This is a genomic window from Vibrio sp. E150_011 (assembly GCF_053544015.1).
The window spans coordinates 430,052-452,073 of the sequence record NZ_JBHFOL010000002.1; the positions used below are offsets into that span (position 1 = coordinate 430,052).

The 22,022-nt window shown below is 44.3% G+C and carries 20 protein-coding genes and 4 tRNA genes; 15 read left to right on the forward strand and 9 right to left on the reverse strand.

The annotated features are described in order from the left end of the window. Positions 1-27: 27 nt before the first annotated feature. Positions 28-2,406, reverse strand: a complete 2,379-nt coding sequence (locus ACE1OE_RS05130) for a DNA polymerase II (RefSeq protein ID WP_449210343.1) — start codon at positions 2,404-2,406, stop codon at positions 28-30. 474 nt (positions 2,407-2,880) lie between these two features. On the opposite strand from ACE1OE_RS05130, the gene uvrY reads away from it, so the two are divergent. The 11 genes from uvrY (at position 2,881) to nspC (ending at position 13,550) form a co-directional block, all read left to right on the forward strand. Continuing rightward, positions 2,881-3,525, forward strand: coding sequence for a UvrY/SirA/GacA family response regulator transcription factor (gene uvrY, locus ACE1OE_RS05135; protein WP_102470501.1), 645 nt, complete (start codon positions 2,881-2,883; stop codon positions 3,523-3,525). After that, positions 3,525-5,360, forward strand: coding sequence for an excinuclease ABC subunit UvrC (gene uvrC / locus ACE1OE_RS05140; RefSeq protein WP_449210344.1), 1,836 nt, complete (start codon positions 3,525-3,527; stop codon positions 5,358-5,360). Before uvrY ends, uvrC begins: the two co-directional genes overlap by 1 nt. A gap of 48 nt (positions 5,361-5,408) precedes the next feature. Next, positions 5,409-5,963 carry a CDP-diacylglycerol--glycerol-3-phosphate 3-phosphatidyltransferase gene (gene pgsA, locus ACE1OE_RS05145; protein WP_102470503.1) on the forward strand — a complete coding sequence of 185 codons (555 nt, stop codon included), beginning with the start codon at positions 5,409-5,411 and terminating at the stop codon, positions 5,961-5,963. A 314-nt stretch (positions 5,964-6,277) separates the two neighbouring features. Then, positions 6,278-6,351: transfer RNA gene (locus tag ACE1OE_RS05150), tRNA-Cys, on the forward strand. A 37-nt stretch (positions 6,352-6,388) separates the two neighbouring features. Continuing rightward, positions 6,389-6,464 (forward strand) — tRNA-Gly (locus ACE1OE_RS05155). Positions 6,465-6,561: 97 nt separating this feature from the next. Then, positions 6,562-6,648 (forward strand) — tRNA-Leu (locus ACE1OE_RS05160). Positions 6,649-6,681: 33 nt separating this feature from the next. Further along, positions 6,682-6,757: transfer RNA gene (locus ACE1OE_RS05165), tRNA-Gly, on the forward strand. Between the two features lie 144 nt (positions 6,758-6,901). Then, positions 6,902-7,618, forward strand: a complete 717-nt coding sequence (locus ACE1OE_RS05170; protein WP_449210345.1) for a riboflavin synthase subunit alpha — start codon at positions 6,902-6,904, stop codon at positions 7,616-7,618. A 512-nt stretch (positions 7,619-8,130) separates the two neighbouring features. Beyond that, the gene (locus ACE1OE_RS05175; RefSeq protein WP_449210346.1) at positions 8,131-11,034 is read left to right on the forward strand and encodes a diaminobutyrate--2-oxoglutarate transaminase family protein; all 2,904 of its coding nucleotides are present in this window, start codon (positions 8,131-8,133) and stop codon (positions 11,032-11,034) included. Beyond that, positions 11,034-12,278 (forward strand): carboxynorspermidine synthase, encoded by a 1,245-nt coding sequence (locus tag ACE1OE_RS05180; RefSeq protein WP_372060473.1) that lies wholly within the window; start codon positions 11,034-11,036, stop codon positions 12,276-12,278. Before ACE1OE_RS05175 ends, ACE1OE_RS05180 begins: the two co-directional genes overlap by 1 nt. 132 nt (positions 12,279-12,410) lie before the next feature. Next, complete coding sequence (gene nspC / locus ACE1OE_RS05185) at positions 12,411-13,550, forward strand: carboxynorspermidine decarboxylase (RefSeq protein ID WP_449210347.1); 1,140 nt, start codon at positions 12,411-12,413, stop codon at positions 13,548-13,550. A gap of 210 nt (positions 13,551-13,760) precedes the next feature. Here nspC and ACE1OE_RS05190 read toward each other — a convergent pair whose 3' ends face one another. Then, entirely contained in the window at positions 13,761-14,780 is a 1,020-nt protein-coding gene (locus tag ACE1OE_RS05190; protein WP_449210348.1) for a pirin family protein, read from the reverse strand. 58 nt (positions 14,781-14,838) lie between these two features. After that, positions 14,839-15,285, reverse strand: coding sequence for a hypothetical protein (locus ACE1OE_RS05195; protein WP_449210349.1), 447 nt, complete (start codon positions 15,283-15,285; stop codon positions 14,839-14,841). Positions 15,286-15,504: 219 nt separating this feature from the next. Here ACE1OE_RS05195 and ACE1OE_RS05200 point away from each other — a divergent pair, with 219 nt between their 5' ends. Continuing rightward, the gene (locus ACE1OE_RS05200) at positions 15,505-16,395 is read left to right on the forward strand and encodes a LysR family transcriptional regulator (RefSeq protein WP_449210350.1); all 891 of its coding nucleotides are present in this window, start codon (positions 15,505-15,507) and stop codon (positions 16,393-16,395) included. Positions 16,396-16,574: 179 nt separating this feature from the next. Further along, positions 16,575-17,066 carry a peptidylprolyl isomerase gene (locus tag ACE1OE_RS05205; protein WP_449210351.1) on the forward strand — a complete coding sequence of 164 codons (492 nt, stop codon included), beginning with the start codon at positions 16,575-16,577 and terminating at the stop codon, positions 17,064-17,066. 90 nt (positions 17,067-17,156) lie between these two features. On the opposite strand, the gene ACE1OE_RS05210 is transcribed toward ACE1OE_RS05205, so the two are convergent. Beyond that, complete coding sequence (locus tag ACE1OE_RS05210; protein WP_449210352.1) at positions 17,157-17,444, reverse strand: Rho-binding antiterminator; 288 nt, start codon at positions 17,442-17,444, stop codon at positions 17,157-17,159. Between the two features lie 73 nt (positions 17,445-17,517). After that, positions 17,518-18,024 carry a hypothetical protein gene (locus ACE1OE_RS05215; RefSeq protein ID WP_449210353.1) on the reverse strand — a complete coding sequence of 169 codons (507 nt, stop codon included), beginning with the start codon at positions 18,022-18,024 and terminating at the stop codon, positions 17,518-17,520. Positions 18,025-18,258: 234 nt separating this feature from the next. Between ACE1OE_RS05215 and ACE1OE_RS05220 the strand changes: the two genes are divergently transcribed. Then, positions 18,259-18,756: a hypothetical protein gene (locus tag ACE1OE_RS05220; protein ID WP_449210354.1), complete on the forward strand. Its 498-nt coding sequence runs from the start codon at positions 18,259-18,261 to the stop codon at positions 18,754-18,756. 41 nt (positions 18,757-18,797) lie between these two features. Here ACE1OE_RS05220 and ACE1OE_RS05225 read toward each other — a convergent pair whose 3' ends face one another. Beyond that, positions 18,798-19,472 (reverse strand): type 1 glutamine amidotransferase domain-containing protein, encoded by a 675-nt coding sequence (locus ACE1OE_RS05225; RefSeq protein WP_102532862.1) that lies wholly within the window; start codon positions 19,470-19,472, stop codon positions 18,798-18,800. A 158-nt stretch (positions 19,473-19,630) separates the two neighbouring features. Between ACE1OE_RS05225 and ACE1OE_RS05230 the strand changes: the two genes are divergently transcribed. Further along, entirely contained in the window at positions 19,631-20,530 is a 900-nt protein-coding gene (locus ACE1OE_RS05230; protein WP_449210355.1) for a LysR family transcriptional regulator, read from the forward strand. Positions 20,531-20,713: 183 nt separating this feature from the next. Here the strand turns inward: ACE1OE_RS05230 and ACE1OE_RS05235 are convergent, their stop codons facing one another. The 3 genes from ACE1OE_RS05235 to ACE1OE_RS05245 form a co-directional block, all read right to left on the reverse strand. Then, positions 20,714-21,064 (reverse strand): putative quinol monooxygenase, encoded by a 351-nt coding sequence (locus ACE1OE_RS05235; protein ID WP_102470514.1) that lies wholly within the window; start codon positions 21,062-21,064, stop codon positions 20,714-20,716. 140 nt (positions 21,065-21,204) lie between these two features. Then, on the reverse strand, positions 21,205-21,735 hold the full coding sequence (locus tag ACE1OE_RS05240; RefSeq protein ID WP_449210356.1) for a GNAT family N-acetyltransferase: 531 nt from the start codon (positions 21,733-21,735) through the stop codon (positions 21,205-21,207). Positions 21,736-21,771: 36 nt separating this feature from the next. Further along, positions 21,772-22,014, reverse strand: coding sequence for a hypothetical protein (locus ACE1OE_RS05245; protein WP_449210357.1), 243 nt, complete (start codon positions 22,012-22,014; stop codon positions 21,772-21,774). Positions 22,015-22,022 lie beyond the last annotated feature (8 nt).

Consider the following 22,022-nt stretch of genomic DNA (forward strand, 5'->3'; position numbering starts at 1 on the left):
CACAGGGAAAGCGGGTTTCTTCAGTATTTAAAAGAGCCCCATTTGAGGTGCACTAAGATCATCAAAATTTTTGCCAATGAAAGGCAAAATGGCCTCGGCGACAGGGCGTAACTGCTTATCGATGTAATGTTGATAGTCAATGGGCGAGGTAATGTACTCTTTCGGCTCAGGACCATTGACCGTGAACACATATTCAATACGTCCTTTATTTTGGTATTGCAATGGTCGACCAAGTTGTTGATTAATTTGGTCAGCCATTCGAGCTGCTCTGACTTGCGGCGGTATGTTTTTAACGTACTCATGAAGCTTTCGTCTCAAACGTTTTTGGTACACTAGCTTGTGATCATATTCACCATTTGCGGTGGATTCGACAAAAGCACGAATGTAAGCGTCTGGGTCTTGGTCTGAAAATACCATTTGGTAGAGCTGCTTTTGAAACTCTTGCGCAAGCGGTGTCCAATCGGTACGCGCACTTTCTAATCCTTTAAATATTAAAGACTCGCCCTGTGTGGTTCGTCGCAACCCGGCATAGCGCTTCTTTGAGCCCATTTCTGAGCCACGAATCGTAGGCATGAGAAACTTTCCATAATGCGTTTCATATTCCAACTCGAGAATAGAGGTGAGTTGGAACTCATCACGCAAGTGCTTTGTCCACCACTCATTAATCTGTTCAACAAGCTCGCCTCCGATGGCATCGGCCTTGTCGTTGGCAAAACGGTCATTAAGTGAAACAAAAATGGAGTCAGTGTCTCCGTAGATGACCTGATACCCTCGTTGTTCAATCAGCCATTTAGTTGTCTTCATTATTTCATGACCGCGCATGGTAATCGAAGAGGCGAGGCGAGTATCGAAGAAGCGACAGCCTGATGAACCCAAAACACCGTAAAAAGAGTTCATGATTATTTTTATTGCTTGAGAAAATGCTTTTTCATTATTGGCTTTAGCGACATCTCGAGCTTTCCATAGTTCTTCAATCAAGTTTGGAAGAAAATGCTGGGTTCTATGAAATTGACCACCACGAAATCCTGCTACGGCTTGATTGTTGTCTTTGCCAACATCGATCTTTAATCCTTCAATCAGTCCCATAGGGTCAATTAAAAAAGAACGGATGATAGAGGGGTATAAGCTTTTAAAATCGAGAACTAATACAGAGTCGTATAGACCAGGTATTGAGTCCATCACGTAGCCTCCAGGGCTCGCGACCCAATTTTCTGGGTGTAGGTTTGGAGCCGCGTAGTTGGCACGATGTAAGCGTGGCAGGTAAAGGTTGGTAAAAGCGGCAACAGAGCCCCCAATGCGATCAAGCTCTACGCCAGTGAGTCGACTGCGCTCAATGGCAAAATCAAGTAAATGTGTGGTTTGAAAGATGCGATTTACCAGCACACAGTCTTGCAGGTTATATTTTGCCAAGGCAGGTTTATCTTCACGAAACATTCTATTGATTTCATCCATGCGGTCGTGAACGTTATGGATGGCTTTTCCTTCCCCGAGAAGTGCTTGCGAAACGGCTTCCAATGCCCATGAGCGAAAGTGATAAGTAGCGGTTTTAAGTGTATCGATGCCGTCCAGTACGACGCGTCCTGGAATCGTGATAAAACTTTGTTGGCTAGAGGTCAGTGTGCGGAAGTATACACGCTGTTCATTTCTGCCGAGATTGAGTGCGATATGATGGTATTCCGCGCGTTTGGTTAAGAGCTTAAAATCAAAATCGATAACACTCCAGCCTACAATCACATCGGGGTCATACCGCTTAAACCATTGGTTTAGCGCAATGAGCAAGGCTTTTTCGTCAGTGACCCATTGGATTGTTGTTGTCGAGTCTTGAGGCTGTCCGACCATGATCACTCGGCTGTCATTGGCTGCATCTAGGCCGATAGAATAGAGCTGCCCCTTATCAGAACACTCAATATCAAGAGATAAGACGTTGAGGCTCGGTGCGTTATCTGCGGCTTTACATTTGGCATCTGTGATTTGAACAAATTGATTGGGTTGCCCTGAGTTGATGACTTTACGGCGCCCGGTAAACGCCATGCTGCCTTGAATAAATCGTTCCATTAGGAATCGGTCGGCGAGTTTAATATCGCTTTCAAGTACCAGAATATCTTGGGCTTTTAATGCTTCTACGAGCTTACGAGATTCTGCAATAGAATCGCAATAAACAACGTTAAGTGGCTCACTGGCAAAGCTCATAAGTGCAACTGGGTTGTTGGATATCGCTATAGCCAGAGCGCACGCGCGCTCGGAGACAGCCAATGCACTTTCTTGTAGAACAAAAAACAGTGGACGTTGGTCGTGAATTAATAACTGCGTTGGGCCTTGTTCTGTGGCGAGCCAAAGTTCAATTTGAGGTCCGGAACGGGTATCCCTCGCTTGACGGGTAAGGAGAAAGCCAGTTTGTATATCCAATGAGGTATTTCCTACGCAATCACGATTTAACTGAATATTGTAAAATAATCAGTGGCTGATAAAAGCCATTTTATTTTAGTGTATCAAAGCTCAAGGAAGAGCGAAAATCACAATGAAGACACTCAGCTACAAAAATGATGGGCATTTTTGAATAGTGACTTGTGTCGAGTTTTTGTCAATTAACAGATAATCATGTGGTTGTGGTTTCATAGTGAAAGCCATTAATTTGTTGTGATAAAACGTGAGCTTACGCCGGTAATGGCTGCCTTTGTATGTTTTGTAACCTAATGATTTTTAAGTTTTTATGATTGACGATCTGACAACTTCATCGTAATGTGTTTGCTAAAGTTTGCGGTCGTGCACGATATGCGCGAAAGCTTTTTTGTATAATTTGCGATATGATACGCAGCTTAGCTGCTATCCACTAACCTTGAGTGGTCGCAGAGCCAATTTGATAAGTGTGGAGATACAAGTTTGATTAATATTTTCCTTGTAGATGATCACGAACTGGTTCGCACAGGGATACGACGTATTATTGAAGACGTCCGTGGTATGAATGTAGCAGGGGAAGCTGACAGTGGTGAAGAGTCTGTAAAGTGGTGTCGAAGTAACCATGTCGACGTTATTTTAATGGATATGAACATGCCTGGAATCGGTGGGTTAGAAGCAACAAAAAAAATTCTACGCCACAATCCAGATGTTAAGATCATCGTACTAACTGTACATACAGAAAATCCATTTCCGACGAAAGTTATGCAGGCGGGCGCAGCGGGTTATCTAACCAAAGGCGCAGCACCTGATGAAATGGTTAATGCTATCCGTTTGGTCAACAGCGGTCAGCGTTATATCTCACCTGAAATTGCACAGCAAATGGCGTTGAGCCAATTCTCGTCAGCTTCAGAAAACCCGTTTAAAGACTTATCCGAGCGAGAGCTCCAGATCATGATGATGATCACTAAAGGACAAAAAGTAACGGATATTTCTGAACAGCTCAGCTTAAGCCCAAAGACTGTTAACAGCTATCGATATCGTTTGTTTAGTAAGCTTGATATCACTGGTGATGTTGAACTGACTCACTTAGCGATTCGACATGGAATGTTAGATACTGAGACCTTGTAGTGTCAGAACCCATTTTTGATTCAGCATCTTTTCTAAAAACAGTCACTAACCAACCCGGCGTCTACCGTATGTACGACGCTGAGTCGGTTGTGATCTATGTGGGTAAGGCAAAAGACCTTAAAAAGCGCCTCGCGAGCTATTTTCGCAAAAAGGTCGATCGCGAAAAAACGCGAGCCTTAGTGAGCCATATCGCCAAAATTGATGTGACGGTAACGCATACAGAAACAGAAGCCCTCATCCTCGAACACAATTATATCAAGCAGTATTTACCCAAATACAATGTATTACTGCGCGATGATAAGTCTTATCCTTACATCCTCATCTCAAATCACAAACACCCCAGATTGTCGCTTCACCGTGGTGCTCGGCGACGAAAGGGAGAGTACTTTGGCCCTTATCCAGATTCTGGGGCAGTCAGACAGACGCTACATCTTATCCAAAAGATATTTCCGTTACGTCAGTGTGAGGATTCGGTCTATGCGAACCGGAGCAGACCGTGTTTGATGTATCAGATTGGCCGTTGCGCTGCGCCTTGTGTCAGTAGCATTATTTCTGATGAAGAGTATCAAGAGCTTGTTGAATATGTCCGTTTATTCCTCAAAGGGAAAGACAAGCATGTGCTTCAAATTTTGGTTGATAAAATGGATGAAGCCAGCCGTGCGCTCAAATTTGAAGATGCGGCTAAATATCGCGATCAGATCCAAGCTATTCGTCGCGTGCAAGAGCAGCAATTTGTATCTGAAGACAGTGACGATGATATGGATGTGCTGGGTTATGCTCAAGAAAATGGCGTCGCTTGTATTCATATTTTAATGATTCGACAAGGAAAAATTCTAGGCAGTCGCAGCCACTTTCCTAAAATCCCGAATAACACTGACAAGCGAGAGGTCTTTTATAGCTTCTTGAGTCAGTACTACCTGAATCAAAGTGAATCTCGCACCATCCCAACTCGGATCATCCTAAATGATGGGTTAGTGGAAGAGGTAAATGAACTGCAACGTGCATTATCAGAAATAGCCGGTAGAAAAGTCACCTTCAATATTGAACCATCAGGATCTCGAGGTCAGTATTTAAAACTTTCCAATACCAATGCATTAACCGCTATTACTACCAAAATTAACCATAAAATGACGATCAACCAGCGTTTTAAAGCGCTGCAAAAAGTCTTTAAACTCGACAGTATTACCCGCATGGAATGTTTTGATATCAGCCATACGATGGGAGAAAACACCATTGCTTCGTGCGTTGTCTTTAATCAAGAAGGGCCGGTAAAGCAAGAGTATCGCCGTTACAATATTACTGGCATCACCGGAGGTGATGACTATGCTGCTATGGGGCAAGTGCTAGAACGTCGCTATTCAAAGCAAATAGATGTCGATAAGATACCGGATATTATTTTTATTGATGGTGGCAAAGGACAACTCAATCGAGCCGTGGATATTGTCTCTAAATATTGGGGGGAGTGGCCAAAGCTACCATTGCTGATTGGTATCGCGAAAGGCGTCACCCGTAAGCCAGGTTTAGAAACCCTAATTACACCGCAAGGTAACGAATTTAATCTACCAAGTGATGCGCCAGCGCTGCATTTGATTCAACACATTCGTGATGAAAGCCATAATCATGCCATTGCAGGTCATCGCGCTAAACGCGGAAAAGCGAGAAGAACCAGCCCACTTGAAGGAATTGAAGGGGTTGGACCTAAACGTCGGCAAGCCCTGCTTAAGTATATGGGGGGATTACAAGAATTGAAGCGAGCAACTGTTGAAGAAATCGCCAAAGTACCGGGAATTAGCATTTCTTTGGCAGAAAACATTCATCAAGCATTGAAACACTAGTAAAAATCCCGCAACATAAAGATGCAGTAGAAAAGAGCTGATAATTATATGCGTTTAAATATACCTAACATTTTGTCTTTGTTGAGATTGTTTCTCATCCCTGTATTCGTCGTGGCGTTTTACTTGCCCTATAGTTGGGCGCCTTTTGCCGCCGCTATGATATTTTGGGTCGCTGGTTTTACTGACTGGTTGGATGGGATGCTGGCGAGGAAACTAAACCAAACGTCTCGTTTTGGTGCCTTTATCGACCCCGTTGCGGATAAAGTTCTTGTGGCGACGGCCCTGATATTGATCACTGAGCATTATCATAGCATCTGGATTACCATTCCCGCGGTGACCATGATTGCACGAGAAATTATCATCTCAGCATTAAGAGAGTGGATGGCTGAAATAGGCAAGCGTGCAAGTGTCGCGGTGTCTTGGGTCGGTAAGGTAAAAACAGTGATGCAGATGTTTGCGTTGTGGGTGTTGGTTTGGCGTTATGATGACTGGATGATTTGGGTCGGTTATGTTGCGTTGTACATTGCAACGATTCTCACCTACTGGTCAATGATGCAATACCTGTCTGCTGCAAAAGATGATTTGTTGAATTCCGAAGATTAGAAAAAGGCGAGCTAAGTGCTCGCCTTTTTCATGCCTGAAATATACGTAGAAGCGATGAGCATCAACTAATTTGGATTTTAAGTAAGCGATACCTTGCAGGCTCTTACTTTGTCTCAATTGAAATCAAAGTTAAATAGTAAATAATCTGCATGTTTATGCTACTAAATTGAGCAAATCGACCTTTTTTGAATGTTTATTAGGCAAACGATTCAAAATATAAAAAAATACTATTGACTCATTTGTCCGATTACGTAAAATGCATCCCGTACTCAAGAGGAACTGCTCAAAGCAACCTTAAGAGTAGAAGTTAAAAAGGCGCCTTGGCAGAGTGGCTATGCAGCGGATTGCAAATCCGTGGACCTCGGTTCGACTCCGGGAGGCGCCTCCATTCTCTTTCTCAGTTGATGAGCTAGAAGAATGAAAATGCGATACTAGCTCAGTTGGTAGAGCGCAACCTTGCCAAGGTTGAGGTCATCGGTTCGAACCCGATGTATCGCTCCAAATTAAAATCTTATGGCGAAAGCGATAAGACACAGATGGTGTTTAACCACTCTTTATTAAAAGAGTACATTGGTTGGCGCATCGCAAGAAATTGCGTGCCCTGGTGGTGGAATTGGTAGACACAAGGGATTTAAAATCCCTCGACGTTCGCGTTGTGCCGGTTCAAGTCCGGCCCGGGGCACCATCTATTAAAGTCTGTATAGTGATATACAGCAATGCGATACTAGCTCAGTTGGTAGAGCGCAACCTTGCCAAGGTTGAGGTCATCGGTTCGAACCCGATGTATCGCTCCAATTTAAAAAGCCCTAGCAGAAATGCTAGGGCTTTTTGGTTTTTAATTATCATCTGAATCTACGTCTAAATCTTTCTTTATCTTCTCGATTCTTTTTGCAATTATGTCCCGCACCAATCCGCTTTTTATTCGCCAGGGAGTATCCATGTTTACAGGTATCATTCAATCTGTCGCCACTATCGAAAAAATTACAGACCTCAACGGTATCCGCACGTTTGAGATTGGCTTTGCGCCCGGCTTTTGCATTGATCTGGAAATTGGAGCTAGTGTTGCGGTAGATGGAGTCTGTTTAACGGTGACGCAGTTAATTAATGAGAACAGAGCAAGTTTCGATGTGATGCTACAAAGCTTGGCAATCACGACCTTGAGTGATTTCACGCAAGGGCAGCGTATTAATGTTGAGCGTGCAGCAAAAGATGGGGCAGAAATTGGCGGTCATCCTTTATCTGGTCACGTTGATTTTAAAACGGAGCTTGTAGACATACTTAAGCAAGAAGACAACTATCGCATTCGCTTTGGCTTGCCCGAGCAATGGAAGCCTTATGTGTTTCCTAAAGGTTATATTGCCATTAATGGCGCTAGTTTGACGGTGTCTGAGGTGGATAAGAAAGACAACTGGTTTGACGTTTGGTTGATCCCTGAAACATTGCGAATGACGACGTTTGGACATAAAGGAGCCAATGATTGCGTTAACATCGAGATTGAGCGTGGCACTCAGGTGATTGTCGACACCGTTCGGGATACCATTAAAGAAACGCTTGGGCCACTATTGCCGATGTTTGAACAATTTCTTGAACAACAAGGCGTCGACGTTGACGTAATTAGCCAACATACTACGCAAAGCCTTTCTAACAAAAAATAAACCAATGCATCGTGTTACCAATAACGCCGTAACAAGCAGGTTACGGCGTTATTCTATCGGTTTCATTTCCTGGACTGATAACTATTCAATACATCAATAAACGGTTGCGAGCAGAATCAGTTTTATGGTATTTTTCTGCGCAATCTCGGAGCGATTCTGGGGGATACGCGTCGTGCCGTTCAAATTACGGGATTACGTAGGGTAGGTATTGATTATCCATATAATCAATAGACGGGATACTGTTGTCGCCAAGCGGCATGTTTAAGGGAAACCCAACATTGAAACTTATTAACTCTCACTCCTTCTCTCATACTGTATTCGTACAGTGTTTGTTTCCTATTTGTGTCGTACGCGCAAACAGCAATATTACAGAGCCTTGATCTTATAGAGTAAAAATTCGTCTAAACCGAATTATCCGTTTAGCGCTTTGTCACATCTGAAGGTTCAGATGGGGCGTATTTTGCTATCTATTTTGTTGGGAATAGAACCCACGCAATATCAAGGTTACACAAATGAGTACAGCATTCGAAATCGAATCTACAGAATTCGCCGCGTCAATATTAGCGCACGTGCCCCATCTTGACAGCCTTTATGATCTCTCCCCTGATCAGGTATTACTTGATCAAGCCGAGCATGAGTCTGATGTTCGTTCATATCCGAGACGTCTTCCCATTGCCATTAAACGTGCACATGGTGCGCTCGTTGAAGATACTCGAGGACAAATCTTTCTCGACTGCCTAGCGGGTGCGGGCACCTTAGCAATGGGATATAACCATCCAGAGATCAACCAGGCACTTAAGGCGCAGCTTGATTCTGGCCTTCCATACCAGACGCTCGATATTACCACCGTCGCGAAAGACACGTTTATTAAGCGGGTGAAATCCTTCCTTCCTTCTGATTTTGCTCACAATTCAGTGATTCAGTTTTGCGGCCCCTCTGGCGCAGACGCCGTTGAGGCGGCGATAAAACTGGCAAAGCAAACCACAGGCCGAAACACCATGTTTGCCTTTAGAGGGGCGTATCATGGTATGACCAACGGTACGATGGGAATGATGGGGAACTTGGGGACAAAGGCCCGCCGCACTGGCTTAATGTCGGATGTACATTTTATGCCATTCCCATACAACTTACGCTGCCCGTTTGGTTTGGGAGGGGATGCTGGAGCGAAGCAGAGCATTCGCTATATTGAGCGACTTCTTAACGACGACGAAGCCGGTATCATGAAGCCTGCTGCGATCATTGTTGAACCTGTGCAAGGTGAGGGTGGTGTGATTCCAGCGCCTGCGTTTTGGCTTAAAGCGCTACGACGCATTTGTGATGAACACGATATTTTATTGATTCTCGATGAGATCCAATGTGGTGTGGGCAAAACAGGCTATCGGTTCGCGTTTGAAGAATCCGGTATTTCGCCTGATATATTATGTCTCTCCAAGGCAATTGGTGGTGGTCTGCCTATGTCACTTTTGGTCTTTAATAAAAAGATTGATACGTGGCAAGCGGGTGAACACACCGGGACATTTCGAGGTAATCAACTCGCGATGGTATCGGGCGCGAAGGCACTAGAGATCATTGAGCGAGACAACTTGGTTGAACATGCCAATGTCGCCGGCGAATACTTACGTATGGGCCTAGAGCGCATTCAAAGTCGCGTTAACTGTATTGCAGAGGTTCGCGGTAAAGGTCTGATGCTTGGTTTGGAGATTGTTCGACCAACGGGTGAGCGAAATAAATTTGATGAGCCGTGTGCGGATGGCGAATTGACTCTAGCCATTCAACGTGCGGCGCTAGAGCGAGGCTTAATGGTAGAGAAGGGTGGTCGTGATGGATCCGTCATTCGATTGCTCCCTCCTTTAATTATCAGTTACGAACAGATAGATTTTGCTTTGCGGGTGATTGAAGAAGCGATCATTGTTGCTGGCGGCGGACAAAAGAGTGAGCAAGAAGCCAAGCGCCAAACTTGGCAGAAACACTTTGTTCATACCGGGTCAAATGGCAGCACTGAGTTTTCTCAAGTGATGAATCATACTACTCAGGCAATGAAAGAAGTCTTTGAGCAAACTCACGCCCCGTATTCAGCGCTTGACCCTCAGCAATTGGAAGCGGCGATTAACGCCGTCAATTTGGATGGCTATAATCACAACCTTCAAGCCGTTGTCGATGATACGGCCGATCTTGTTGCTCGCCATTCTATTTTTACTCAGCACCCTGATTGTATCGCTCACCTTCACACCCCACCCCTGATGCCGGCGATTGCCGCTGAATCTATGATTGCGGCGTTGAATCAATCTATGGACTCTTGGGATCAAGCGTCTTCGGCAACCTATGTCGAGCAGAAGGTACTGAACTGGCTCTGTGAACGATACTCGCTGGGCGAGCAAGCCGACGGTATCTTCACAAGTGGCGGGACGCAAAGTAACCTTATGGGCTTGCTGCTCGCGCGCGACCGTATTACTGATGTGATCAATGATCACTCGATACAAAAACAAGGCTTACCGCACTACGCGGATAAGCTGCGTATCGTCTGTTCAGACAAATCCCATTTTACGGTGCAAAAGTCGGCATCTTTGCTTGGCTTGGGTGAAAAGGCGGTGCACTGCGTTGCGACCAACGAAGATGGTACGATTCAAGTTGATGCGTTGAAAGCGGATATCGAGCAGCTGATCACACAAGGACTAATCCCCTTTGCGTTAGTTGGAACGGCAGGCACCACGGATCACGGGGCGATTGATGACCTTGAAGCGTTGTCGCAGATCTCGACCGCTTACGATATGTGGTTTCATGTTGATGGTGCTTACGGCGGCGCACTGATTTTAAGTGGACACAAAGCCAAATTGCTAGGCATTGAAAAAGCAGATTCGGTCAGCGTTGATTTCCATAAACTATTTTATCAAACCATCAGTTGTGGTTCGCTTTTGATCAAAGATCGAAGCAACTTTAAGTATCTTTTGCACCATGCTGATTACCTTAACCGAGAGCATGATGAGTTACCTAACCTTGTCGATAAATCGATCGCGACAACTAAGCGCTTTGATGCATTGAAGGTCTTTATGACCATGCAAAGCGTTGGTCCCGCAGCGTTAGGTGAGATGGTTGATCATCTCATTGAGCAGGCTCAAGACGTTGCTCAACTTGTTAAACAGCATGGGAACTTTGAACTGCTTGCAACGCCATCGTTGTCGACGGTTTTGTTCCGAGCGGCACATCATGAGGTCGAGGATCTTGACCAACTGAATAAAATCATCAGATTAGAAGCGCTCACTCGAGGTGTTGCGGTTCTAGGGGAAACCGTTGTAAAGGGGCAATCAGCCCTTAAGTTCACAATACTTAACCCGTGTTTAACCCTTTCTCATTTTGAAACGTTACTCAATAATATTAATCAATTAGCCCTTGAGCTAGTGACAAAAGGAAACAAATAATGGCAGTTTTACAAATCGGCGCAGGTGGTGTTGGATGGGTTATTGCTCATAAAGCCGCGCAAAACAACCAGGTGTTGGGTGATATTACGATTGCATCACGCACGGTCGCGAAGTGTGAAAAAATCATTGAATCCATCAAGGGCAAAAATAACCTTCAAGATGCGAGTAAAAAGCTGGTAGCGCGCTCTGTCAACGCTGATGACGTTGAGGCTTTAGTTGCACTAATTAAAGACGTACAACCTGATCTTGTTATTAATGCTGGCCCTCCGTGGGTAAACATCACCATTATGGAAGCCTGCTTGCAAGCGAAGGTCTCCTATCTTGATACGTCGGTAGCGGTTGATCTGTGCTCAGAAGGCCAGCAAGTACCACAAGCCTATGATTGGCAGTGGGGCTTCCGCGACAAATTCAAAGACGCGGGTATTACCGGTATTCTCGGTGCGGGTTTTGATCCAGGCGTCGTGAGTGTATTTGCCGCTTACGCTGTCAAGCATCTGTTCGATGAGATCGATACTATTGATGTGATGGATGTGAATGCAGGCGATCATGGTAAGAAATTTGCTACCAACTTTGATCCTGAAACGAACATGCTTGAGATTCAAGGGGATTCTTTCTACTGGGAAAATGGCGAGTGGAAACAAGTTGGCTGTCATTCTCGTATGCTTGAGTTTGATTTCCCATTAGTAGGTAAGCATAAAGTCTATTCAATGGCGCACGATGAAGTTCGCTCTATGCAGGAATTCATCCCAGCAAAACGTATCGAATTTTGGATGGGTTTTGGTGATAGCTATCTCAATTACTTTAACTGTATGCGTGATATTGGATTGCTTAGCCCTGATCCTGTTACGCTGCATGATGGTACGGAAGTTCACCCGCTGCACGTATTAAAAGCCCTGCTACCTGATCCGACGTCACTGGCTCCAGGCTACACTGGCAAGACTTGTATTGGTACTTGGGTGCAAGGGACCAAAGACGGTAAGGCGCGCAGTGTCTTTATCTACAATAATGCCGACCACGAAGTCGCGTATGAAGATGTTGAACATCAGGCGATTTCTTACACCACCGGTGTACCGGCTATCACGGCTGCACTTCAATACTTCCGTGGTGAATGGGCGGATGCTGGCGTATTTAATATGGAGCAACTGAATCCGGACCCATTCTTGGCAACAATGCCTGAGATTGGTCTTGATTGGCACGTTCAAGAGCTTGAAGTCGGTCAGCCGGATATTCATATCCTAAAATAATCAGGGTTGTTGATCGAAAAATGCGTGACTCATCGTTGATGAGCTGGCGCATTTTGCGGTAAGGATTCAGTAAAAACACTAAGCCGATGCTTTTAGCATCGGCTTAGTGAGTTCTTTTTGAGTGATAAGACGATGCAAAACAGTGAACCAAAAACGCCGTATTTTATGATCAACGAAGAAAAGTTGATCGCGAATCTTGAGAAAGCCAAGTACCTGAAAGAACAATCAGGCGTGAAGCTAGTACTTGCGCTCAAGTGTTTTTCCACTTGGGGCGTGTTTGATGTGATCAAGCCCTATTTAGATGGCACGACAAGCAGCGGACCTTATGAAGTAAGGCTCGGCAATGAAACCTTTGGCGGTGAAACTCATGCTTATAGCGTAGGCTACACGGAAGATGACGTTCGTGAGGTTGTCGATATTTGTGACAAGATGATCTTTAACTCGCAGTCTCAACTTGCGGCTTATCGCCATATTGTTGAAGGTAAAGCATCGATTGGCTTGCGTCTTAATCCAGGCGTGAGTTATGCCGGTCAAGACTTAGCCAACCCAGCGAGACAATATTCTCGCCTTGGTGTTCAAGCTGATCACATCGATCTTAATGTCTTCGATTCGATCGACGGTGTGATGTTCCACATGAATTGCGAAAACAAAGATGTTGATGCATTTATTGGATTGTTAGCGGCGATTTCTGAGCAATTTGGTACGCACTTAGACAAGCTCGACTGGGTGAGCATGGGAGGCGGAGTCTTCTTTACATGGCCTGATTATGACATCGATAAACTCAGTGCGGCATTGAAAGCATTTGCTGACAAGCATGGAGTACAGATGTACCTTGAGCCCGGTGAAGCCATTATCACTCAAACGACCGATCTCGTCGTGACGGTGGTTGATATTGTTGAAAATGGGTTGAAAACGGCGATCGTCAATTCAGCGACAGAAGCGCATCGACTCGATACCTTAATCTATGATGAACCTGCGTCTATTCGAGAAGCAAGTGTCGATGGTGAACATGAGTATGTGATTGGATCGTGTTCATGTTTAGCGGGAGATCAATTTTGTGTCGCCAATTTTGATGAACCACTGCATGTTGGTCAGAAGCTTCATATTATGGACAGCGCCGGTTATACCATGGTCAAACTCAATTGGTTTAATGGCTTAAAAATGCCGTCTATTTACTGTGAACGTTCAAATGGGGCGATCCAAAAGTTGAATGAGTTTGGCTATGAAGACTTTAAACGCTCATTGTCGCAATGGTCGATTAACGAATATTGATTTAACATTGTTAGGAACATTTAATCGTTTTTTATGGATTGTCCTGCGCAGTAAACTTATCTAGTAGAAAATAAAGCAGACTGACTTGTCTGCTTTATTTTTTGGCTATCATTTTTTATACACTTGTTAGCATTCATTGTGTACCACTAGTGTTACGAATGATCTTTGCTCACTGACTATTTTCTCACTGACTAACAGTGACTATTGTTTTTATTTGGTTGGCGGGTATGAATAGCTAAGACCGCCTTGCCAGGAAAATCGAGGTTGTTCTCTGTCATGCACAACACCTGGTTGAGACCATGGCCATCCACCAAACTGTGAGCGTTCAAAGTCGATAAACGCATCGTTCAGTTCTTGCGAATTATTCATGACAAAAGGACCATGTTGAGCAATAGGTTCATTGATCGGTAAGCCTTGCAATATCAATATCTCACAACTGCTTTCACCCGCTGAAAGTGTGGTTTCAATGCTAGAATCGAGACCGACTAACTGATATTCATCGAATGTACTCGTATCAATATTTAGCTTATCACCATGAAAAAAATAAAGGTCACGAGTTAACCTGCCGACTGTTTTGGGCAAAGTGATGGTTGATAACGGCGACATCGTAATTTTCCAAATAGAAACGTGATGTTGTTTATCCGCAGCCCAAGAGTTTGATGGAGGAGCAATCGCACTTTTCCCTTCCCAAGTTCCAGCGATCAGTTTAATCGCCGTACTGCGGCCAAAAGAATCTTCATTCACAATGGTAGGAATATCTTCATGCCACATCATCTTGTATTCAGGGTCAACTAATTTATTGATTTTTGGTAAGTTGAGCCAAATTTGGAATGACTCCTTTGGATTAGCATTATTTTTGTCAAGCAATGGAGACATTTCTGAGTGTTGTATACCCGCACCAGCAGTCATCCATTGGACGTCGCCAAAGCCATAGCGTCCGGTATTTCCCGCTGAGTCAGCGTGATCGACGATACCTTCTTCAACAATGGTAATGGTTTCAAACCCTCGGTGTGGGTGCGCTGGGAAGCCCGGAACAACATCGCCATAGTACATGCTCCAACCATCTTTAGATGAAAAATCATTACCTATCTGTCTGCCTTCTAAACTGACATTTGGCGCCATTTGGTTATTAGCAATAGGAAAGTAATCAGTATGGTGTCGGCAAAATAAAAAGGGGTCACGTGTTGGCCAATTATCGGACAGAGGCTCGTTAAATAAAATTGAACTCATTTTATATTCCTTGAAATAAATTGGCGGCCAATAATTAATAATTGGCCGCAAGCTAGGTTTATAGCCCGAACTCTTTTGGATCAGGGTCAAAATATTGTTTCCCTTCTTCACTTAATTCGGCAAGTTCAACAACATAGCCGCCATGTGTTTCAAAGCGACCTTGATAACCAATTGGCACTGGAGTTTTAGGTTGCAGTACTTTCATTCCTGCTTTTTGAGCGATATCTAATGCTAGGTCCATATCTTCTGTCCAATATAGGACTTTTGTGCGTTCAAGGTATTCTGGAAAACCGTCCATTGACTCCGTGATGACCGCTGAAATGTTGCCAAAAGGGGAGGTGATAGCAATAACTTGCAGGTTACCTAGCTTGGGCATGTTAAATACGTATTCGAGCTCACCGTCAAAGTTATTGATATATTGTTTTACAAATTGCTTACCTTCTTCAGGTTTTAGGAAAACACGAATATATTCATTGCTTGAAAAATTTTTTGTTAAGTCAGACATTACGATCTCTTTATATAATGAGTTATTTAATTTTTCCCATTGTTTAATGGGTTATTTAAATCTGGTATTTAACTCCATATATAACGTGATGGTTGAGTCATCTCGTTTGTGCATCCTATGCTCTCCAGAAAGTGACGCTATGGTATTCATCTCCAAAGAATGAATAAACAGCTAAACTATCAAATGACTATTCTAATATTGTGAACAATAGGGATGACCATGGGGCAATTTGAAGACCTTAGAGCATTTGTAGCCGTTGCCAGGAGTGGGAGCATTACGAAAGCCTCAGAGCAATTAGATTCGGCTAAATCCGCGGTTAGCCGTAGGTTGAATGAGCTTGAGGAGCGGGTGGGGGTAAAGTTGCTCACTAGAACAACGAGACAACAAAAATTGACTGAGGCAGGGACCATTTATTTAGAGCGGGCTGAAGAAATTGTCGACAGAATGGAAGAGCTCAATGACGCCGTGTGTGGTTCTGCGAATGCTGTTGAAGGCTGGATTAGAATGTCCGCACCTTTAGGGTTAGGGAGTCGGCAGGTGTCATTTGCGGTGCAAGCATTTATGAAAATTCACCCTAAAGTGCGGATTCATTTATCACTTGTTGATAGTCGCCCAAATATTGTTAGCGAACAATATGATATAGGAATAATTGTTGGTGACGTTCCCGACTCAAACTTAGTGGCAAAGCGTCTAATGACGGTGGAGCACGTCTTGTGTGCGAGTCCGGGTCTTATAGAACGTGTAGGGCAGCCTAAAACGATGGCAGACTTAGCCCGTTATGATTACCTTCAGTACGCGGGTACACATATAGTGGATCCTTTAATACTTTATCTGCAGCAGTCGGATCAAAAAGTGGCACTTAATGTTATTTTGGAGTCGAATAATGGCGTGTTATTAAAAGACATGGCAGTGTCTGGGCACGGTATTTTATGCCTCCCAAACTTTATCGCTAATAGCGAGTTAAAAGATGGGAACTTGGTGAAAATTCTAGAGGACATAAAGCTGCCGAGCTATGCTGTTTCCGCTATCTATCCTCAACGAAAATATATGCCGCTGCGGTGCCGATTACTCGTTGAACATCTAACGAATTGGTTTTGCAATATTCATTAGCAGGCCGCAACCATACCACTGTGCGGGATGAGTCTATAAAATACCTATAAGAGACACGACATGGCAGTCAACGATGGCCTAGCATGCGATGTTTAATCAATTGAGGTTATGCCTTTTATTCGTTACAGTCGACGGGCTGCAACGAATACTGCAACTTAACCTAATTTAGAGTGATGAACATGGTAATTATCTCAACCAATGTCGGTGATATCGAGATCGAACTCAATCTTGAAAAGGCACCAGTGAGTGCTAAAAACTTCTTAAGATATTGCCAAGAAGGCTTTTATGACGGCACTATTTTCCATCGTGTCATCGATGGGTTTATGATTCAAGGCGGCGGCCTTGATGACAAAATGACAGAAAAATCGACTCGAGCACCAATTGTTAATGAAGCAAATCGAGGCTTAAAGAATGTAATCGGTAGCATCGCGATGGCAAGAACAGATGCGCCACATTCTGCGACGGCTCAATTCTTCATCAATTTGGATGACAACGATTTTCTCGACCATACTGCGACCACAAACAACGGTTGGGGTTATGCGGTATTTGGAAAGGTGACTGCGGGGATGGATGTAGTGAATGCTATTGCTAAGGTCAAAACGACCTCGAAGCTTAGCCACGATGACGTTCCGCAAGACGTGATTGTCATCGAGCGCGTCTCCGTTCAGTAACTCATCAATTCTTTCTTACGCCTTAATTTAAGTCATAGTGCTTCATGTTACTTATATTGCGATGACTATATTACTTTGACGATGTGGCCGTTACGTCATGACGACGGTCATGACGTGTGGATTATCAATGAGCACGTCGATTGTTTTAATGTCAGTCAAAACAATAAGGCGCATCTCTTGATCGCACTGTAACCTCAGACACTCTTCTTTACGTTCATTTCTTTGGGTATCTATCGCGATGCCTTCAATAACATCCTTGCTTGGTTCATTGCTATTAAAGTGACTACTATTTTGTGTTTGTATGTTGAGAGCAATACGAATCGGGAAACGATACAAACACAATAACTCAATTTGGTCGTAGTGCGCGCAAGACAACATGATGTGAACTCCGTTTAGTGTACCGCTTATTTATCGCTATGGGTGTAGCGCTATGGGTTTAGTGCTTGGAACATCAACAGTTTATAGAAGCGTAGTAAAAGTCAGATTCGTTTGCGAAATGAAAATTGAACCGAAGCGGCTTTGACTTTTCGACGTTGATGTCTAAAGAAAATTGTTTGGTCGGCATTGTATCAAACTCAATGCGATACCACAGGGTCTGCTGATATCGTTGAGTGATCTTAAATGAAGTCGGTGACTGTGGTGTTGGTGCGTTTGGTGTCGATAGCTGAACTTGACCAAGGTGTTGCCATTCTGACGAGGCTGGAGCGAGATCTTTTGACTCCAACGTCACCACAACGACAAGGTTTTGGGCGGTTGGCGTATTAGGGAAAACCTGTAAACGATAGCGAGCGGAGTTTGCCGACAGGCCATCCAATTCGGTTTTATGGTATCCACAACTTCGGCTTTTGACTAATTCATGATTGTCTTTAATGGGTTTAAAGTAAGTTCTCTGGGTAGGGTAAGCCACGCAACCAGCAAGGGACAACAAACTCATTCCGATAATGAATGCACGCATCATAGGGTGATTCCTGTGAAGAAAAATTGAGTATGCCGCAAGAAAATATCAATAAATAGTCAGGCTGACCAAGTGTTACCTTAACAGTAACAACGCTGACAAACTTGGACGTAACAATTCTGGCCGTAACGGCTCTGGACGTAACAGCTGGGGGCGAATCTCTGTTGTCTATTGCGGTTCAGTACTGTCTCATTTAAAGTCATCGTTATAGATGTCATGTTTCGCAGTTGAGTACGTATGCAATTATTGGTAGATAGAACCGGTGAGCAATTTCTTAGTATTTTGCAACAAACAGACGATCATGTCCGTGTTCAGTTCATTTCAAATGAGGGAGTAGCGAAAGGAAAACCGTTTTCCGATCGTTTATCAGGGTTATTCCTTGCTGGCTGGAGTGTGAGACAAACCTCAACCGCTATTGGGCTTGAACGCTTTCTGCAAGGTGTGCTGGAAGATGAAAAAGTGAGCTTTTCGCTTCATCAGCTATTTCCCTTAGGGCGCAAGGTGAAATTACCCACTAACGAGGTAGTGACCATTGCTAGCTACGCCAACACGCACCAAGGCGGATACTATATGTACGTTCGCGCTCACGGGGAGTTGAAACGCTTAAAAATTGAGGCAACTTGGCAGTTGCTTCCGTCGGACAAGCTGCTTGCTTTGCCTTATTATCCAGCCCCGCGAACCAAAGCTGAGATAGACAATATCAATAGCTTCGATGCGTGGGCTGGTGGTTTTTAACTCCGCTTAATATCTTGTTCAGTAAGCGGATTCGTTATTGCTTACTTTGCGAGCGCCTCAACGATAGCTTTACCCACAGCGTGCGCGCTCGTTGGGTTCTGGCCGGTAATCACTCGGTTATCGGTCAATACGAGTTCACCCCAAGGCTGAACTTTTGAATAGCGAGCCGCAGTACGTGCTAGGGAGTCTTCAAGCAAGAACGGAATTTTATCGATAGTGCCAAAATCGACTTCTTCTTCACGAGTAAATCCAGTCACAGATTTTGACGCAAGCAGTTTTTCGCCGTTACTCAAAGTGATAGGCAAGAGTGCAGCAGGGCCATGACATACTGCCGCTAAGAGGCCACCATTTTCATAATGCGTGGCTGCGATACGAGCAAAATCATCATTGCTTGCAAGGTCTGAAAGCAAACCAAACCCGCCAGGATAGAAAATAGCGTCATAATCAGCAACGTTAATCTGTCCTACAGGGATGGTGTTGTTGATGCTGTTTTGAAGATCGTCATTGTTAAGCATTGCAGTATTGACGTCATCACCTTCCATATCGGTACCATAAAGTGGCGCTTTGCCACCATGAATTGAAGCGATGTCGTAATCAAAGCCTGCTTCCAGCAACACATGTAGCGCATGAGTCAGCTCTGGTGCATAGGTACCGTTCGCGTCCTGAGTATCGCCAAGTGTGGCATGGTTCGTTACTGGTATAAGTACTTTCTTCATTTTATTGTCCTTTTGACTTTGGGTCGGTCTTTTGCCGTTGAGTTAATACTAATAGTAAGTCGCTTTAATGATAATATCTGTTAATGGCAAAATATTATTGCTATTTAGCAATAATATCGATTACGTTGATATGGGCTAAAGCAAGTTGGTAGAGAACGATGGACAGTTTTGAGGGGATTAACGAGTTTGTTGCAGTCGCGGAAAGCCAGGGTTTTTCTGCCGCGGCAAAACAATTGGGGTGCAGTACTAGTCATGTCAGTAGGCAAGTATCGCGACTAGAAGAGCGATTGGGTACGGCATTGTTTGCTCGCTCTACTAGGTTGGTCAGTTTGACACAAACAGGACAGGCGTATTATCAACACTGTAAAGACCTGGTCGTAGGGCTACAGCAAGCGAATGAACAAGTGAGCTCACAGCAGATCCAACTCAATGGCACACTGCGTGTTAGCGCGGCTGGTGCATTTGCTGAAAAATATGTGGCCCCAGCGTTAATGGAATTTGCTAAACAATATCCCGATCTAACCATAGATATGGACTTTAACAGCCGGATGGTGAACTTTATCGAAGATGGGATCGATTTTGCTATTCGTTATGGCAAGCTCTCTGACTCCGGTTTGGTCGCGCGAAAACTGCTCGACCGCCCAATGGCTGCTGTCGCAAGTCCCGCTTACTTAGCGGCGCATGGTATCCCACAACACCCTCAACAACTTAAACGACACAGTTGTATTGTGGCTAACAATGATCATTGGACTTTCACACATGAAGGCGAGCCGTTAGAGGCAATTCGAGTACAGGGAAGATGGAAAAGCAATAATGCCGAGGCGGTGGTAAAAGCCTGTGAGCAAGGCTTGGGCATCGCTTACATGCCTAAAAGTACATTTACCAACTCGATCGATGACGGTTTGCTGGTCCCGGTACTACAACCCTATTGGGGCAAGGGATTAAGCAGTTGGATTGTTTATCAAAATCGACGTTTCTTGCCAATGCGAGCGCGTTTAGCGATTGATTACCTACTCGAGCATTTTTCGCAATGGCAAGAACTCGAACCAAAGCGTTAAAACCGGCAAGGTGGAGTTTAATAGCAGAATTTGGCAAGGCTAACGAGGCGGTTGTAAAGGCCGTGCAGTGAGATAAATAATGCAATGAACTTAACATAAATGTGGGTAGCGGAAGCTTAGGAATGGAACAAAGGCAGACTGATGAGTACTGCCTTTGGATGTGATCAAACTTGACTCTACGCCTTATTTGAAAATAGGTTGGTCGAAGTTATGACCTTCGTCGCTGTATGCAGTGACCATCACGTCGGCGACTAATCCTGTTTCACTTTGAACTTGGCTTTCAAAGAAGTGTTGAATTTGCTGTCTGCGCCCATGTGCCGCCCATGCTTCAGCATCTCGCCAGACTTCATTGAATACGATTGAGAAATCGTTGTTAGTGGCACTTGGGTGCTTGATCTGACGAGTGACCGTATACTGAATACAACCCTCCTCACGGTATGAATCGGGCTCTAGTGCTTTTAATACTTCGAATAACTCAGCTTCTTTGCCTGTCTTGGGTTTGAATTGCGCTAATACATAAACTCGACTTGTCATCGTAAATCCTCTGTGTTGAGTTATAGCTGGTGTGAATGCCTTGATTGCCATTGATAGGCCGAGGCGCAAGCACAATAAACTAAACTCATCAGAGACGCGAGAGAACTATTTACATTATTGTCATTATCCGTTCATCAATGTTAAGAACGGTAATAGCCGTAGATCGCATGATCGAGAATACGACCGTTCAGGTTTTCTTTATTCGTAATTATTCCTTCAAGTGACATTCCGAGTCTTTCACACACGGCTCGGCTTTGGTGATTGTCTACGGCTGCTGAAATCTGCACTTTGTGCATATCTAAATGACAAAACGCGTACTCCGTGAGAGCTTTAACTGAGCGGGTAACAATGCCATTACCGCGATAGTGTTTACTTAGCCAATAACCAATTTCGGCACATTTTGTGTCATGATTTATAGCGTTGAAGCTTATGTTACCCGAGATGGAGCCTTTGTAGAGAATGGCACACGTAATAGACTTGTTATCGGCATAGTCGTGAAGGGAATGCTTTATGAACGAAAGGAAAAAGGCATCGTTAGTCGCATGAGGTGGCCACGCTAGCCACTGACTCAGCTCTGTTCGTTCTTCTGCAACCAGAGCTAAATAACAAGAAGCAAAAGAAGGTTGCACGAGCGCAAGGCTAATTTCATTGTCTATTACAAGTTGGAACATAGGTCTCTCTTTTCAAGAACCGAAAGGTGGGGGCTTTTATACAACCGATATAACGATTCTCTCATGTTGGTCTGCCACTTCCATGATAATGCCTTGGGTCTCAGGATCGAGGGCGGCTTCTAAAAGCGCGTCCAGCTGTACGCCATTCTCATCAAATCGCGCAATGAAGTCTTTTGGAAGCAACGACAATAATGAGCGAGCGATACCGAGCGGAAAACCAATGGTTTCTTCTATCGTATCGTCGCGAACGTTGAATGTTTCTATGGTCAGTTTGCGCATATACCAAC

Coding starts and splice junctions, on each gene's coding strand:
- ACE1OE_RS05215 (WP_449210353.1), bottom strand. CDS start 18,024: ATGATGCGTGCATTCATTATCGGAATGAGTTTGTTGTCCCTTGCTGGT.
- ACE1OE_RS05200 (WP_449210350.1), top strand. CDS start 15,505: ATGGGGCAATTTGAAGACCTTAGAGCATTTGTAGCCGTTGCCAGGAGT.
- ACE1OE_RS05210 (WP_449210352.1), bottom strand. CDS start 17,444: ATGTTGTCTTGCGCGCACTACGACCAAATTGAGTTATTGTGTTTGTAT.
- ACE1OE_RS05230 (WP_449210355.1), top strand. CDS start 19,631: ATGGACAGTTTTGAGGGGATTAACGAGTTTGTTGCAGTCGCGGAAAGC.
- ACE1OE_RS05220 (WP_449210354.1), top strand. CDS start 18,259: ATGCAATTATTGGTAGATAGAACCGGTGAGCAATTTCTTAGTATTTTG.
- ACE1OE_RS05195 (WP_449210349.1), bottom strand. CDS start 15,285: ATGTCTGACTTAACAAAAAATTTTTCAAGCAATGAATATATTCGTGTT.
- ACE1OE_RS05175 (WP_449210346.1), top strand. CDS start 8,131: ATGAGTACAGCATTCGAAATCGAATCTACAGAATTCGCCGCGTCAATA.
- ACE1OE_RS05205 (WP_449210351.1), top strand. CDS start 16,575: ATGGTAATTATCTCAACCAATGTCGGTGATATCGAGATCGAACTCAAT.
- ACE1OE_RS05235 (WP_102470514.1), bottom strand. CDS start 21,064: ATGACAAGTCGAGTTTATGTATTAGCGCAATTCAAACCCAAGACAGGC.
- ACE1OE_RS05240 (WP_449210356.1), bottom strand. CDS start 21,735: ATGTTCCAACTTGTAATAGACAATGAAATTAGCCTTGCGCTCGTGCAA.
- ACE1OE_RS05190 (WP_449210348.1), bottom strand. CDS start 14,780: ATGAGTTCAATTTTATTTAACGAGCCTCTGTCCGATAATTGGCCAACA.
- pgsA (WP_102470503.1), top strand. CDS start 5,409: ATGCGTTTAAATATACCTAACATTTTGTCTTTGTTGAGATTGTTTCTC.
- ACE1OE_RS05180 (WP_372060473.1), top strand. CDS start 11,034: ATGGCAGTTTTACAAATCGGCGCAGGTGGTGTTGGATGGGTTATTGCT.
- ACE1OE_RS05225 (WP_102532862.1), bottom strand. CDS start 19,472: ATGAAGAAAGTACTTATACCAGTAACGAACCATGCCACACTTGGCGAT.
- nspC (WP_449210347.1), top strand. CDS start 12,411: ATGCAAAACAGTGAACCAAAAACGCCGTATTTTATGATCAACGAAGAA.
- ACE1OE_RS05245 (WP_449210357.1), bottom strand. CDS start 22,014: ATGCGCAAACTGACCATAGAAACATTCAACGTTCGCGACGATACGATA.
- ACE1OE_RS05170 (WP_449210345.1), top strand. CDS start 6,902: ATGTTTACAGGTATCATTCAATCTGTCGCCACTATCGAAAAAATTACA.